Below are 13,521 nucleotides of genomic sequence, written 5' to 3' on the forward strand. Positions count from 1 at the left end.
CACTCTCCTGCATGGACCCTAACCCGGTCCGCGGATCAGGAGCAGTTCCTTCCCTTGTTGATGCAGGTGGCGATGCGCTGCATGGTCCGCGCTGAATTGACGTTGATGAAGTCGTCGTGGTCGGAGAACGGGTTGTGGTTCTCCTCCGGGAACGAGTCCAGCGCGTACTGGCCCTTCATCTGCACGTCGCGCGGGATGTCGTACGAGATGGTGATGCGCAGTTGGGGAATGGCCCGGAAGCCCTGCGGGCAGGCGCCGGTGGCCTTGTCGGCGAAGGCGACGTGTTTGCGGTGGTTGTCGCTGTCGATGTTCGCGCCGTCCCAGCAGCCGGGGAAGTCGTGCACCCGCTGGACGCGGCTGCCGGTGGGACAGATCGTGTACTTGTCGGAGAGCCGGTCGCCGAAGCCGGAGCAGCTCCAGCTGCCGCGAGCGTTGGCCGGGCCGCGGCTGGTCGGTTTGGCGTCACCGGTCAGGGCGCGAAGGAACTTCGGCATGGGTACGACCTGGCCGGCCGCGTTGCCCCGGTACTCGATGAGGACCTGCGCCGGACGGACGATGCCACCGGTGTTGCCGGGCAGTTCGAGATTCGGTCCCTGCGGGTCGGGCAGCGCGGACGCAGCGGCCGACGGGCTGGGGGCAGGTGCGGCCGGCGCGCCGTTCACGGTGCAGGTGGCCAGCTCCGCCAGGCCCTGCGGTCGGGTGGTGTGCCGGCCGATGGCGATCCCGATCCGGTCGAGGACGGCGACTCGCTTGGCGCGCAGCGGCCCGAGGACCGCGTTGCCGACGTCGGCCCGGCTGCTGACCAGGCGTTCGTTGGCCTCGGAGATCTGCCGGTCGAGTTCGTCCAGGTTGCGGTTGACCTCGGCGACGGCCGGCTGGGGCACGCCCGGCAGCTTGTCGCGGACCGTCGGGCACTGGATTTGCGGGTTCGCGACCGGGGTGGCGGCGCTGTGCGAGGCGCCGTGCATCGCCGCGTGCATGCCGTCGTAGCTGACGTCACAGTCGACCAGCGACACGAGGCCACGGCCGAGCTGCCGGATCAGGGTGGCCCGCCGCTCGCGCAGCCCGTCGAGGATCTTCTTGTTCAGCCGAGTGTCGATCCGGCCGCGGCTGGCGGTCATCGCCCGGTTGGCGTCGGCGGTGAGGCGGTCCAGTTCGGCCAGGACTTGGCTCACCCGGCGGCCGGCCGAGGCGGGGACGGCCGGCAGCCGGTCGCGGACCGAGGGGCAGACGACCATCGGTTGCGTCCGAGCGAGGGCCTGTTTGACCTGTTCGCCGCTGCGGACGCTCTTGTCGATGCGGACCACCGGCCAGAAGTACGACGACTTGTCGCCGTTACGGCAGGTGGTGCCGGACGCGTCGAGGTCGGCGTTGGACGAGTTCGCGGTGATGGCTTTGTTGCCGACGAAGTCGTGGACGTGCTCGGCGCCGTTCTTGATACCGGGCTGCGCTACCGGGTTGTCCGGGCTGAACTTGCCGTTGCCGTTGGTCCCGCAGTCCACCGTGAATCGGCCGGTGGCCGCATCCGGGCCGGCCTGCGGCGCCCGCACGTTCGGCTGTACCTGCTGGATCGGCACGTACTGGTCCAGGCTGGTGGCGGCGTCCGCCGTGCTGTTGCCGCCGCTGGTGACGAACGTGACGGTGAGCGCCCCGGTCGCCGCCAGCACCGCCGCCGCCATGGCGATCCGGGCGGGCCGGTTGATGCTGCGTTTCATCGGTCCTCCTCGTGGGTGTGTCGTCGGGTGGTACGGGCGGCGGCGGCCGAGCGGGTCAGCTTTATGCGCTTACGTCATTGTTTGGTAAGAAATAGCCGGGTTACCAGTTCGTCAGCAGCAGGTGGTTGACCGCGAGAGCGACCGTGACCTGCACGGCGAGCCAGAATCGGCGGTCGGCCTGCGGGATCAGAGCCGTCCCGGACAGCAGCCACACACTGAACGGCAGCCAGATCCGTTCCACCTCGGCCTTGCTGTAGCCGGACAGGTCGGCGGCGACGATCGCGGCCGCCGCCGCCAACGGCAGCAGCGCGGCACCCGGTCGGCGCGCCTCCGGGACCGCGCGGCGCAGCACGACCGCCGCGACCGGCCCGGCCGCGGCGACCACGCAGGCGAGGTCGGCCCACACCCAATAGGCGTACGCCCGGTCGGTCGCGATGCCCTGGTAGTAGCGCTCGATCAGCAGGTGATAGCCGTCGAACCAGTCGAACCCGAAGGCGGTGAACACGACCGCCACCGGCAGCGCCCCGGCCACCGCCCACCCGGCGGCCGCCCACCGGCGCGACAGCAGCACCACGGTCAGAGCCAACGGCGCCATCAGGACCAGCCCGTAGGACAGGTAACAGCCGAACCCGAGCAGTGCCCCGCCGCCGATCGCCGCGACCGCCCGGCCCCGCACCGCGCCGTGCGCCAGCAACCCGATCCCGGCCGCGGTCACGCCCATGAACAGGCCGTCGCCGGACGCCCCGGTCCAGACCGCGCCAGGGAACAACACCACGAACGGCAGCACGGCGCGGGCCGCCTCGTCGGTGCCGAGCAGCCGTACGGTGTGTGGCACGGCGACCGCGGCCAGCCCCGCGACCAGGACACACAGCAGACCGGCCCAGGCACCGCCGCCGAGACCGATCCGGTCGAGCCAGACGAAGACCAGCAGCGCCCCGGGCGGGTGCGCGGACACGTGGGTGGCCCAGGAGTCCGGTTGGAAATCCAGGATCCGGGTGGTGAAGACGGCCAGGGTGGCCGGGATGTCGGTGATCCCGGGCACCTCGTGCAGATATTCGTGTTCGGTGGTCAGCCGGCCGGCGATCCCGCGCTGCCAGCCGTCGATCAGGGCCAGCGACAGTGTCCAGGCGACGGTGGCCAGGTAGGACAGGACGAGCAGCCGCCGCCACGGCAGCCGGGCGGCCAGCCGTGGGCCGTGGATCACGGTCAGGACGGCGACCATCAGGGCCAGGGGTGTACCGGGGCCGACGTGTGGGAGCCATTTGGCGAACAGCGGGGCCGCGGTGGCGTACACCGGCCGGCCGGTCAGGGTCAGCACCGCGCCGACAACCGAGGCCAGCGCGAACAGGCCGACCGCGACGGTGGCGGCGATCCGGTCGGGGCGGCTGCTCAGCCGTTTTCCGGCGAAAGGGCTGCTCGTCGGCGCATCACCACGGCTGCTCGTCGGCGCATCACCACGGCTGCTCATCCCCGCACCGCCACGGCTGCTCATCCGCGCAGCGCCGCGTGCGCGAACTCGGCGACGCCGTCGGCCAGGTGCACGGCCGCCTGGAAGCCGAGCTCCTCGGCGGCCCGCGACGGTGCCGCGACCACGTGGCGCACGTCGCCGAGCCGGAACTCACCGGTCACCACCGGGGCCGGGCCCCCGGCGGCGACCGCGAGTTCGGCGGCCAGTTCGCCGACCGTGGCGGGACGGCCGGAGGCGACGTTGTAGGCACGCCAGCCGAGACCCGTACCGGTCGCGTCGAGGGCGGCGAGATTGGCCGCGGCCACGTCGCGTACGTGCACGAAGTCGCGGCGCTGGCCGCCGTCCTCGAACACCCGGGGTGCCCGCCCCGCTTCCAGCGCCGACCGGAACAGGGCGGCCACACCGCTGTACGGGGTGTCGCGGGGCATGCCCGGCCCGTACACGTTGTGGTAGCGCAACGCGGCCACGCTGCCGCCGGTCTGCCGCGCCCAGGCGGCGGTCAGATGCTCCTGGGCGACCTTGGTGGCGGCGTACACGCTGCGCGGGTCCACCGGCGCGTCCTCGCCGATCAGCCCCGGGGCCAGGGTCGCACCGCAGTGCGGGCAGCCCGGTTCGAACCGTCCGGCGGTCAGGTCACCGACCGTTCTGGGCGCCGGACGGACCGTCTCGTGGACCGGGCAGGTGTAGGCGCCTTCGCCGTAGACGACCATGGAACTGGCCAGCACCAACCGGCCGACGCCCGCGCGGGCCATCCCGGCGAGCAGGACCGCGGTGCCGAGGTCGTTGCAGCGCACGTATTCCGGCAGGTCCTCCAGGTCGACACCGAGACCGACCATGGCCGCCTGGTGGATCACCGCGCCGACACCGGTCAGCGCGGCGGCCACCGCGGCCCGATCGGTGAGATCGGCCCGGTGCAGCACGGCACCGGGCACCGCGTCCGGCGGGGTGCGGTGCGCGCCGGGATGGCCGCTGTCCAGGATGGTCACCGCGTGGCCCGCCTCGAGCAGGGCCGCCACGACATGGGTTCCGATGAAACCGGCGCCGCCGGTCACGAGCACATGGGTCACGGCGCCGACCGTAGGACCGCGGGCCGCTTTCCGGTCCCGTTCGCGGCCGAACGTCAGCGGTTCGTAAGAACTGGCTGCTCACGTCATCGTTTCGTAAGGGTTCGTCATCGGCGGGTAAGGATTCGCGGGCCGGATCGTGTTTAGCGTCGGCTGTCATGACCGATGTGGTTCTTCCCTGCCGTGACGAGGCGCCCGCCCTGCCGGATCTGCTGGCCCGGATGCCGGCCGGCTACCGGCCGATCGTGGTGGACAACGGCTCGTCCGACGGCACCGCCGACGTGGCCCGGGCCTGCGGCGCCCGGGTGATCAGCGTCGCCGAACCCGGATACGGGGCCGCCGTGCACGCCGGAGTGCTGGCCGCCGGCCCGGCCGACGGGGTGGTGTGCGTGATGGACGCGGACGGCTCGTTCGATCCGGCCCAACTGCCCCGGGTGGCGGCGCCGGTGCTGACCGGTCGCGCACACCTGGGCACCGGGCGGCGGCGACCGGCCGTACCCGGGGTGTGGCCGTTGCACGCCCGCGCCGCCAACGCCGTCCTGGCCCGTCGGCTGCGCCGCACCACCGGTCTGCCGGTGCACGACATCGGCGCGATGCGGGCCGTGCGCCGCGACGACCTGCTGAACCTGGATCTGCGGGACCGCCGGTTCGGCTACCCGCTGGAGCTGCTGATCGCGGCCGGCCGGGCGGGCTGGCGGGTGGTGGAGGTCGACGTCGACTACCACCCGCGGGCCGCCGGCACCCGGTCGAAGGTGACCGGCACTCTGCTCGGCACCGCCCGTGCCGTCCGTGACATGAGCGCGGTGCTGGCCCGGTGAACGTCTCGCAGATCCTGGTCCTGGCGAAGCGGCCACTCCCCGGGCGGGTCAAGACGCGGCTCTGCCCACCCTGCACTCCGCGGCAGGCGGCCGACATCGCCGCGGCCGCGCTGGCCGACACCCTCGACACCGTGTCGGCCGCCCGGGTGGACCGGCGGATCCTGGTCGTCGACGGCGACCATCCGGCCCCACCCGGCTGGCTGACCCTCCCCCAACGCGGCGGACCGCTGGACGAGCGGCTGGCCAACGCGTTCGCCGACACCGCGACCCGCGGCGCCGCGACCCTGCTGATCGGCATGGACACCCCGCAGATCACCGCCGACCGGCTGGAGGCGGCGGCGGCCCTGCTGAGTACGCCGGACGGCCCGGACGCGGTGCTGGGCCCGGCCGTCGACGGCGGCTGGTGGGCGCTGGGCCTGCGCGACGCCGATCACGCGACGGTGCTGCGCGGCATCGTCACCTCCACGGCCGACACCGGACAGCACACCTTCGCGGCGCTGCGCGGGCACGGACTACGGGTGGAGACACTGCCCTGGCTGCGCGACGTCGACACCGCGGACGACGCTCGAACGGTGGCCGCGCTGTGCCCGCCGGACAGCCGGTTCGCCACGGCCACGGCGGTGATCGGGTGACCGCGACCGTGTTCGACGCCGTCTTCAGCCGGGCCGCGGCCGGGGTGCCCGCCACGTTCTCGGCCCGGCACGCCGACGGCGGGATCCTCCACTTCGACCCGGCCACCTGGTGCCGCGACACCATCGCCGGCGATGACGGCCTGCTCCGACGATGCACCGGCGCCACTCTCGACGTCGGTTGCGGGCCGGGCCGGCTCACCGGCGCGCTGCTCGGCTCCGGCCGGACCGCGCTGGGCATCGACGTGAGCGCCGCCGCGGTACGCCTGGCGCTGCGCCGAGGTGCGGTGGCGATGCATCGCGACGTGTTCGGCCCGGTCCCCGGAACCGGCCGGTGGCGGCACCTGCTGCTGGCCGACGGCAACATCGGCATCGGCGGCGACCCGCGCCGGCTGCTGACCCGCTGCCGGGAACTGCTGGCCACCGACGGTCGAGTCCACGCCGAACTGGCGCCGCCCGGCACCACCGGCTGGTCCGGGACCGCCACCGTGCACGGCTCGGCCGGCGGATCGCTGCGCTGGGCGTGCGTACCGTTCGACGACCTGCACGGCATGGCCGGGGCGGCGGCGATGCGCGTGCTCGACACCTGGACGGAGGCGGGACGATGGTTCGCCACCCTGAGCCCCCGGTGAGCACTCTCCGATCGCACCGGCTGACCAGCCTGCTCGGGATCGCCCTCGGCGTGGCGTTCGGGATCTGTTTCCTGACCGGCCTGGTCAGCCACTTCCTCCAGCATCCACCGGCCGGGATCGCGTGGCCGTCGCGGCCGGTCGGCTTCTACCGGTTCACCCAGGGCCTGCACGTGATCACCGGTCTCGCGACGGTGCCGCTGCTGGGCGCCAAACTGTGGTCGGTGTATCCGCGGCTGTTCCAGTGGCCACCGATCCGGTCGATCGCCCACGCCGCCGAACGGCTGAGCGTCGCCCTGCTCGTCGCCGCGGCGTTGTTCCAGGTCGTCGGCGGCATTCTGAACGTCTCCCGCTGGTATGCGCCGATGCCGTTCTTCTTCACCGCCGCCCACTACTGGGTGGGCTGGCTGGCCGTCGGCGCGCTGCTGGTCCACATCGGCGTGCAACTGCCGGTGGTGCGGACCGCGCTCACCCGGCCCGCACCCGAACCCGGATCGGCCGGCCTCACCCGGCGCGGGCTGCTCGGCGCCGTCGCCACCGCGGCCGGCCTGATCACCGTGGTCACCGCCGGCCAGACGGTCCGGCCACTGTCCGGCCCGGCCCTGCTCGCCCCACGCCGACCCGACATCGGCCCCCAGGGCCTGCCGATCAACAACACGGCAGACGAGGCGGGGGTACGGACGACCGCGCTCGACCCGTCGTACCGGCTGACGATCACCGGCCCGCAGCGGCGGGTCGACCTGGACCTGGCCGCCCTGAACGCCCTCGACCAGCACACCGCCGACCTGCCGATCGCCTGCGTAGAGGGCTGGAGCGCGACGGGCACCTGGTCCGGGGTGCGGCTGCGGGATCTGGTCGCGCTGGTCGGCGCCGATCCGGACCGGTCCACGGTGGTGGTGGAGTCGCTGGAGGCGGCCGGCCGCTACCGCACGTCGACGGTGGCCGCGCCACACGTGCGGGACCCGCTGACCCTGATCGCGTTGCGGCTCAACGGCGAGCTCCTGCACCCCGACCACGGCTATCCGGCCCGTCTGATCGCCCCGAACCGGCCCGGCGTGCAGCAGACCAAATGGCTCGGCACGATCACCGTACGGGAGGACTCGTGAAGATCCGGGTAGCGCTGACGGTCGCCGGTGTGGCACTGATCGGTTTCGCCACGGCCGGGGCACTCACCGATCCGGACGTCGATCCGGTCGGCGTGCTGCTGTTCATGGCGGGTGTGCTGATCGGCCACGACGTCCTGTGGATGGCGGCGGTCGTGGTGGCCGGCACGGTGATCACCCGGCTGGTCCCGGTCCGGTGGCGGGCGGTGACGTCGGCCGCCACGATCGTCGCCGCGGCGGTCACGGTGGTGGCGTTCCCGCTCGTCCTCGGGTTCGGGCGAACCGCCGGCAATCCCTCGGCGCTGCCTCTGCCGTACGGCCGGAATCTGCTCTTGATCCTGCTGTCGATCGTCATCGCGGTGCCGCTGTCGAAGCTCGCCCGACGACCGCCGAAAGGATGACCGGCGCCGGCGGGTGAGGTTGCCCGCGGGCGCCGGTGGGCATGTGCCCCTCTGTGAACTCCGCGACGGCAGAACTGAAGCCCGCCTTGGACATCGACGCCCGTCTCGCTGAGATCGAACGCAGCGTGGACCTGCTCCTCAACCTCACCCCGGTCAACGCGGCGGAGGCCTGGGCCGACTTCGAACTGAGCGACTTCCGTTCCGTGCCCACTCTCCGGCTGCGGCCGTTGGGTTTCGAACCCGACCTGGCCCGCCGTGATCTGTACAACCTGGAGATCGAGAAGGTCGCCGATCCGGCGCTGCACACGTTGCTGCGCACCAAACGCGACGAGATAGCGCGACAGATCACGGCGCTGGAGGACCGCGACACGTCCAGGTTCGTGCACGGGTCGCTCCAACTCTACGGCGGGATCAGCCCGTCGCTCAGGTCGGCCGCGGAGGACCTGCTCGCGGCGATCCCCGCCCAGTCGCCCCCGGCGCCCAGCGTCACGGCCGGGGCGTTCGCCGAAGCGGCGTACGCGGAGATGAACCGCTATCGCGCCGACCACCCCGACTTCCCGGTGCACGTCGACGTCCGCGACGACGTCTCCGAGTTGATGGTGTCGTTCGGCCGGCTGCTGATCCCCGAGTCCGCGGTGTTCCGGTCCGACCGGGTCGCGCCGCTGCTTCACCACGAGGTCGGCACCCACGTCGTCACCTACCAGAACGGCTCCCGGCAGCCTCTGCAACTGCTGACCATCGGCCTGCCCGGCTACGACGAGACCCAGGAGGGTCTCGCGGTGCTCGCCGAGTACCTGACCGGCGGCCTGGACCCGCGGCGCCTTCGCGTGCTCGCGGCGAGGGTGGTGGCCGTCGGCGACATGCTCGACGGCGCCGGATTCCTCGACATCTTCGACGACCTGCAGAGCCGGTACGAGATACCCCGCCGGACCGCGTGGATCATCGCCATCCGGGTCGTCGTGGCGGGTGGCTCGGTCAAGGACGCGATCTACCTGCGGGGCGTCAGCCGCCTGCTCGAGGCCTTCGCGGCCGGCGTCAGCCTCGACGCGCTCCTGGTCGGCAAACTCGCCCTCGACCACCTTCCGCTGATCCAGGACCTCCTCGATCGCGAGGTTCTCCAGCCCCCGTGGATCCGGCCGCGCTGGCTGGACGCACCGGACGCCGGACAGCGCCTCGACCGGCTCCGCGCGGGCCTGACGGTCATGGACCTCTACGAAGGAGAAGCAACGCCGTGAAGATCGCATTCTTCGTCAACGACGTGGCAACCGAGATCGCCGAGTACGGCACCACCCGGCTGGCCCGGGCGGCCGGCCTCGGCGGCCACCAGGTCTGGTACGTAGGGGTCGGCGACGTCGAACTCGGCGAGAGCGACGGACGGCTCGTCGCCAACGCGCACGCCGCGGTGTTCCAGGAGGGCGACACTCTCGAGACCTTCCTGAAGGCCACCCGGGACCGCGACGCCGAACACCTCGTTCTGGACGACCTCGACGCCCTGTTCCTGCGCAACGAGTCGATCGACGACCTGCAGCATCGGCCGTGGGCGAGCCCGTTGGGCGCGGTCTTCGGCCAGATGCTCAAAGCGCGCGGTGTCACCGTGGTCAACGATCCGATGTCACTCATCCGCGCGACCAGCAAGCTCTATCTCGAGGAGTTCCCCGAGCAGATCCGCCCGCGGTCACTGGTGACCCGCGACCCGGCGGCGATCGAACGCTTCGTCGCGGCGGTCGGCCGCTGTGTGGTCAAGCCGCTGTACGGGGCGAAGGGCCGCAACGTGTTCATGGTCGGCGACGTGACGGAACAGAACCTCGCGCAGATCACCGAGGCCGTACTGCAGGACGGTTATGCCCTGGTCCAGGAGTTCGTGCCCGGCGGCGAGGACGGCGACGCCCGGATCTTCCTGCTCGAAGGCAGACTCCTCGAACACGACGGGAAGGCCGCCGCGTTCCGGCGCGTGCCGTCGGGCAACGACCCGCGCGCCAACATCAGCAAGGGCGGCCAGCCGGTTCCGCTGGAGATCGGCCCGGTGGAGCGGGACGTCATCGCCGCCATGAGCGCGAAACTCGTCGCCGACGGCATGTTCTTCGTCGGCGTCGACGTGATCGGCGGCAAGGTCGTGGAGATCAACGCGGAGAGCCCGGGCGGGTTGCAGAGCGTCGAATGGCTCTACCAGACCGACATGTGCGACATCGTCATCGAGGCCCTGCGACACCGCGTCGACCAGGCCGCGCGGGTGAGGCCGCTACTTGGGCCTCCGGTTGCCGCACAAGGCGCAACTTCGTGAACTCGCCGGGAAGCTGTGGCCGGAGAACCAGGGCTTCTTCCCGTTCGGCGGATACACCAGGGGCATCGGCGCGCGAGCCACCGATCACCTGCCGCCGTCGTCGGCCGGTGTCGCTGCGGCGCCTGCCTGCTGCCGGGTGATTTCTCTCAGCTTCGGGTCGCTGCTGCCGACGTAGCGGCCCATGGCATCGACTAGCAGATGGGGTCGCGCGATGGCCGCGATCGTCGGCATATCCGCGCTTCTGGTGGCGTCGATAGTGGTGACGAATCGACTCTACGATCGGACGCGGTTCGACCTTGCCGGGAGAGACTCGGGTCAGGATCTTGCGGGTGACGAGCAGGCTCTGACCAGAGAATTCCGTGACGCTCAGGCGATCTATCTCGACTCCGTAACGCATCGGAATCGCGTTCTGGGGCAGATCCAGTCCGACCCGGAACCCGCGTGGACCGAGCTACGAATCTTGGCTGCCGAGATGAAGGTGGCCGAAGAGGAGCAGCTTTCCAAGCTGGAGAATGGGACCTGGCCGGAAGTGTCACGATCCGCCATTCTCGATCTTCAGGGGGAGATTCGCCTGGCAATTCCGTACTGGCAGAAAGCTGCAATCTCCGGCAACTCGGACGAGGTTCATACCAACATCAGGTCCGCGCTTGTCTATTGCGGCGGTTCGCCTGCCGCCAATGCCCGTGCTGCGCTCCGCCTGCCCCCGGCATGATGAAACGATGAACGTGGGCGCCGCGCAAGCGGCGCCCAGATGGTCAGGCGATCGGGGCCAGACCGATGTCGACGACGACCACGCCGGCGTCGGGCACCTCCACCACGGCGCTCCAGCCCCGGTTGTAGTCACCACCGGTGCTGCCGACGACGTCCGAGTCGGTGGTGCGGTGCCGCTGATCGTGCCTTCGGCGTAGTAGTTGGTGGCGCCGCTGCCCGTGTTGTTCTCGGTGTTCTCCTCGGGGCTCGTGGTGGCCGCGGTGGCGGTGAAGACCAGCGGCCCGTCCGGGGTGCCCGGTCCGGCGACCAGCCGCAGCCGCAGCAGGTTGTAGATCTGGGACACGTCGTACGCGCTGTCGCGGGCACAGTCGACGACCCGCCCGGCGTCGGCCAGGACGCAATTCCACCCGGGATGTTCGGGGTCGAGTGACACCGCCCGCACGGCCGGGGCAGCGGAACCCGCACCGTGACATCGTGCGCCGGGCTGCCTCCGGCGGTGTCCATCTCGACGAGGACTCCGAACTGTTCGTTCGCCTTGATCCGCTGCGCGGGAACGACTGACACACTGTTGACCGCGATGTCGGCGGGGCGCGGCACGACGTACCGGAAAGTCGTCTGACCGCTGTTGTTTCGCAATGAACGCTCGGGCGTGGTGGTGGACACGGAACCGCTCATCGTGACCGTGTCGCCCACCGTTCCGGCCGGGAGCAGGACGGTCAAATTCAAAGCCTCGAATTCACCGGGCCCGACGGTACGCCCATTGGTGCAGGCCCACGCCGGGTTCGAGGTGTCGCAGGTCCAGCCGAACTGCTCGTTCTCGGCGGGATCCATCGTGCTGCCCGGCGGTGGGGTGAAGTGGAACGTGACCCGGGACGCGGCCCGGTTGCCGGCATTGGTGGCGACCGCCTGGACGTACGCCCGCGCACCCATGCCGCCCAGATACGACACGTCGGTGGACTCGGGACGCACCACCGCTTCATCTGCTGACCGCAGATCGGCTTGGCCGGCGGTCCCGATCGGCTCGAAGGTGGAGGCGACACGCAGGGCCGATCCGGAGGAGAGAGATCCATGCATCCATTGACTGCCGCGACACCGGGCGGAACCGGGTCCGTCGACGACCAGCTTTCCGTCCAGCTGCTGCACCAGCGCATCATCGTGCTCGGAACCGAGGTCGACGACCCGATCGCGAACCGGATCTGCGGGCAACTACTGCTGTTGTCGGCGGAGGACCCACTGAGCACCATCAACCTGTACATCAACTCGCCGGGTGGCTCGGTCACCGCCGGCCTGGCGATCTACGACACCATGCGGCTGATCCCCAACGACGTCAGCACGCTGGCCCTCGGGCTCGCCGGGAGCATGGGGCAGTTCCTGCTCACCGCCGGCACCCCGGGCAAGCGGTACGCGCTGCCGCACGCCCAGATCCTGATGCACCAGGGCTCGGCCGGGTTCGGCGGCACCGCGGCGGACGTCGAGATCTACGCCAACCAGCTGGAGCGGCTCGGCCAGACGCTGCTGCGCCTGACCGCCGAACACACCGGGCAGCCGATCGACACGGTGGAACGCGACAGCCGGCGGGATCGCTGGTTCACCGCCGACGAGGCACTCGAATACGGCCTCATCGACCGGGTCCTCGACAGCGTCGACGACGTGCGTCCCGCGGCCGCCCGCCAGCCGATGGGACTGGGCGCATGAGCCACTACACCATCCCGACCGTCGTGGAGCGGACACCGAGCGGGGAACGCGCCTTCGACATCTACTCCCGGCTGCTGTCGGACCGGATCATCTTCCTCGGCACCGAGATCGACGACGGGGTCGCCAACGTGGTGATCGCCCAGCTGATCCACCTGGAGTCCGCGGCGGAACAGGAGATCGGGATGTACATCAACTCCCCCGGCGGCTCCTTCAGCGCGCTGACGGCGATCTACGACACCATGAACTACATCCGGTGCGACATCGCCACCACCTGTGTCGGCCAGGCCTCGCAGGCCGCCGCGGCGCTGCTGGCGGCTGGAACCCCGGGCCGGCGGTCGGTGCTGCGGCACGCGAAGGTCACCCTGCACCAGCCGTCCGGCCAGGCCCGCGGCACACTGCCGGACCTGGCCGTGGAGGCCAAGGAGGTGGCCAAGGTCCGGGCCGAGATGGATCAGATCCTGGCCGAACATACCGGCCACTCGGTTGCGAAGATCCGCGACGACACCGACCGCCGGATGACCCTGGGCGCCGCCGACGCCGTCGCCTACGGCCTCGCCGACCGGGTCATCACCCGACGCGAGCCACGCGGTTACCGCCTCAACGCCGCCTGATCAGGCGGCCAGCAGGACCACGTCACCGGGCCGGTAGCCGCGCGGCGCCTCTGCCGTCCGGCGCAGCCGGGCCGTCTCCAGCCGCAGGACCGGGGCGCGATGCACGGTGAGGTCGCGCCCCACCTCGGCCAGCAGGTCGGCCAGCCCGATGCCCAGCGAATCGCAGACGGCGGCCACGATCTCCGAGCTCGCCTCCTTGCGGCCGCGCTCCACCTCGGACAGGTACTGCACCGAGACGCACGCGTCCCGGGCTACCTCGGCGAGGGTCCGCTGCTGCTCCAGCCGGCGACGCCGCAGCACCTCACCGAGCAGGGTGCGCAACAGGGGCCGGGGTTGGTACGTCACGTCTGCCATGTGCCGACGGTAGTGAGCCGTCCCGGTCTCCGGCACCCGATC

Annotated in this window: 15 protein-coding genes; 11 read left to right on the forward strand and 4 right to left on the reverse strand. The window is 71.2% G+C overall.

Annotated elements, in window-relative coordinates:
- Positions 1-35 precede the first annotated feature (35 nt).
- From Q0Z83_RS24150 to Q0Z83_RS24160, 3 genes are all read right to left on the reverse strand, one after another.
- Positions 36-1,715 carry a DUF1996 domain-containing protein gene (locus tag Q0Z83_RS24150; protein ID WP_317796258.1) on the reverse strand — a complete coding sequence of 560 codons (1,680 nt, stop codon included), beginning with the start codon at positions 1,713-1,715 and terminating at the stop codon, positions 36-38.
- Between the two features lie 100 nt (positions 1,716-1,815).
- Positions 1,816-3,183: a hypothetical protein gene (locus Q0Z83_RS24155; RefSeq protein WP_317796259.1), complete on the reverse strand. Its 1,368-nt coding sequence runs from the start codon at positions 3,181-3,183 to the stop codon at positions 1,816-1,818.
- A 20-nt stretch (positions 3,184-3,203) separates the two neighbouring features.
- Positions 3,204-4,250 (reverse strand): NAD-dependent epimerase/dehydratase family protein, encoded by a 1,047-nt coding sequence (locus Q0Z83_RS24160; RefSeq protein WP_317796260.1) that lies wholly within the window; start codon positions 4,248-4,250, stop codon positions 3,204-3,206.
- A gap of 155 nt (positions 4,251-4,405) precedes the next feature.
- On the opposite strand from Q0Z83_RS24160, the gene Q0Z83_RS24165 reads away from it, so the two are divergent.
- The 11 genes from Q0Z83_RS24165 to Q0Z83_RS24215 all read left to right on the forward strand — a co-directional run bounded on the left by Q0Z83_RS24165 (position 4,406) and on the right by Q0Z83_RS24215 (position 13,125).
- Positions 4,406-5,065, forward strand: coding sequence for a glycosyltransferase family 2 protein (locus tag Q0Z83_RS24165; protein ID WP_317796261.1), 660 nt, complete (start codon positions 4,406-4,408; stop codon positions 5,063-5,065).
- Positions 5,062-5,697 (forward strand): TIGR04282 family arsenosugar biosynthesis glycosyltransferase, encoded by a 636-nt coding sequence (locus Q0Z83_RS24170; RefSeq protein ID WP_317796262.1) that lies wholly within the window; start codon positions 5,062-5,064, stop codon positions 5,695-5,697. The genes Q0Z83_RS24165 and Q0Z83_RS24170 overlap by 4 nt, the downstream gene beginning before the upstream one ends.
- Positions 5,694-6,326 (forward strand): methyltransferase domain-containing protein, encoded by a 633-nt coding sequence (locus Q0Z83_RS24175; protein WP_378079168.1) that lies wholly within the window; start codon positions 5,694-5,696, stop codon positions 6,324-6,326. The genes Q0Z83_RS24170 and Q0Z83_RS24175 overlap by 4 nt, the downstream gene beginning before the upstream one ends.
- The gene (locus Q0Z83_RS24180; protein WP_317796263.1) at positions 6,323-7,429 is read left to right on the forward strand and encodes a molybdopterin-dependent oxidoreductase; all 1,107 of its coding nucleotides are present in this window, start codon (positions 6,323-6,325) and stop codon (positions 7,427-7,429) included. The genes Q0Z83_RS24175 and Q0Z83_RS24180 overlap by 4 nt, the downstream gene beginning before the upstream one ends.
- Positions 7,426-7,827 carry a hypothetical protein gene (locus Q0Z83_RS24185; RefSeq protein ID WP_317796264.1) on the forward strand — a complete coding sequence of 134 codons (402 nt, stop codon included), beginning with the start codon at positions 7,426-7,428 and terminating at the stop codon, positions 7,825-7,827. Before Q0Z83_RS24180 ends, Q0Z83_RS24185 begins: the two co-directional genes overlap by 4 nt.
- Before the next feature lie 86 nt (positions 7,828-7,913).
- Positions 7,914-9,062, forward strand: coding sequence for a flavohemoglobin expression-modulating QEGLA motif protein (locus Q0Z83_RS24190; protein ID WP_317796265.1), 1,149 nt, complete (start codon positions 7,914-7,916; stop codon positions 9,060-9,062).
- Complete coding sequence (locus Q0Z83_RS24195; RefSeq protein ID WP_317796266.1) at positions 9,059-10,108, forward strand: ATP-grasp domain-containing protein; 1,050 nt, start codon at positions 9,059-9,061, stop codon at positions 10,106-10,108. Before Q0Z83_RS24190 ends, Q0Z83_RS24195 begins: the two co-directional genes overlap by 4 nt.
- 211 nt (positions 10,109-10,319) lie before the next feature.
- On the forward strand, positions 10,320-10,820 hold the full coding sequence (locus Q0Z83_RS24200; protein WP_317796267.1) for a hypothetical protein: 501 nt from the start codon (positions 10,320-10,322) through the stop codon (positions 10,818-10,820).
- Positions 10,821-11,022: 202 nt separating this feature from the next.
- Positions 11,023-11,151 (forward strand): hypothetical protein, encoded by a 129-nt coding sequence (locus tag Q0Z83_RS24205; protein ID WP_317796268.1) that lies wholly within the window; start codon positions 11,023-11,025, stop codon positions 11,149-11,151.
- Positions 11,152-11,887: 736 nt separating this feature from the next.
- Positions 11,888-12,514 (forward strand): ClpP family protease, encoded by a 627-nt coding sequence (locus Q0Z83_RS24210; protein WP_317796269.1) that lies wholly within the window; start codon positions 11,888-11,890, stop codon positions 12,512-12,514.
- Positions 12,511-13,125, forward strand: coding sequence for a ClpP family protease (locus tag Q0Z83_RS24215; protein ID WP_317796270.1), 615 nt, complete (start codon positions 12,511-12,513; stop codon positions 13,123-13,125). The genes Q0Z83_RS24210 and Q0Z83_RS24215 overlap by 4 nt, the downstream gene beginning before the upstream one ends.
- Here the strand turns inward: Q0Z83_RS24215 and Q0Z83_RS24220 are convergent, their stop codons facing one another.
- Positions 13,126-13,479 carry a helix-turn-helix domain-containing protein gene (locus tag Q0Z83_RS24220; RefSeq protein ID WP_378079167.1) on the reverse strand — a complete coding sequence of 118 codons (354 nt, stop codon included), beginning with the start codon at positions 13,477-13,479 and terminating at the stop codon, positions 13,126-13,128.
- Between the last annotated feature and the right edge of the window lie 42 nt (positions 13,480-13,521).

The organism is Actinoplanes sichuanensis (assembly GCF_033097365.1).
Taxonomy (GTDB): domain Bacteria; phylum Actinomycetota; class Actinomycetes; order Mycobacteriales; family Micromonosporaceae; genus Actinoplanes; species Actinoplanes sichuanensis.

Bases quoted from the DNA above. Each gene is read 5' to 3' on its own strand.
- Q0Z83_RS24215 (WP_317796270.1), top strand. From the start codon at position 12,511: ATGAGCCACTACACCATCCCGACCGTCGTGGAGCGGACACCGAGCGGG.
- Q0Z83_RS24150 (WP_317796258.1), bottom strand. From the start codon at position 1,715: ATGAAACGCAGCATCAACCGGCCCGCCCGGATCGCCATGGCGGCGGCG.
- Q0Z83_RS24200 (WP_317796267.1), top strand. From the start codon at position 10,320: ATGGCCGCGATCGTCGGCATATCCGCGCTTCTGGTGGCGTCGATAGTG.
- Q0Z83_RS24220 (WP_378079167.1), bottom strand. From the start codon at position 13,479: ATGGCAGACGTGACGTACCAACCCCGGCCCCTGTTGCGCACCCTGCTC.
- Q0Z83_RS24155 (WP_317796259.1), bottom strand. From the start codon at position 3,183: ATGAGCAGCCGTGGTGATGCGCCGACGAGCAGCCGTGGTGATGCGCCG.
- Q0Z83_RS24165 (WP_317796261.1), top strand. From the start codon at position 4,406: ATGACCGATGTGGTTCTTCCCTGCCGTGACGAGGCGCCCGCCCTGCCG.
- Q0Z83_RS24210 (WP_317796269.1), top strand. From the start codon at position 11,888: ATGCATCCATTGACTGCCGCGACACCGGGCGGAACCGGGTCCGTCGAC.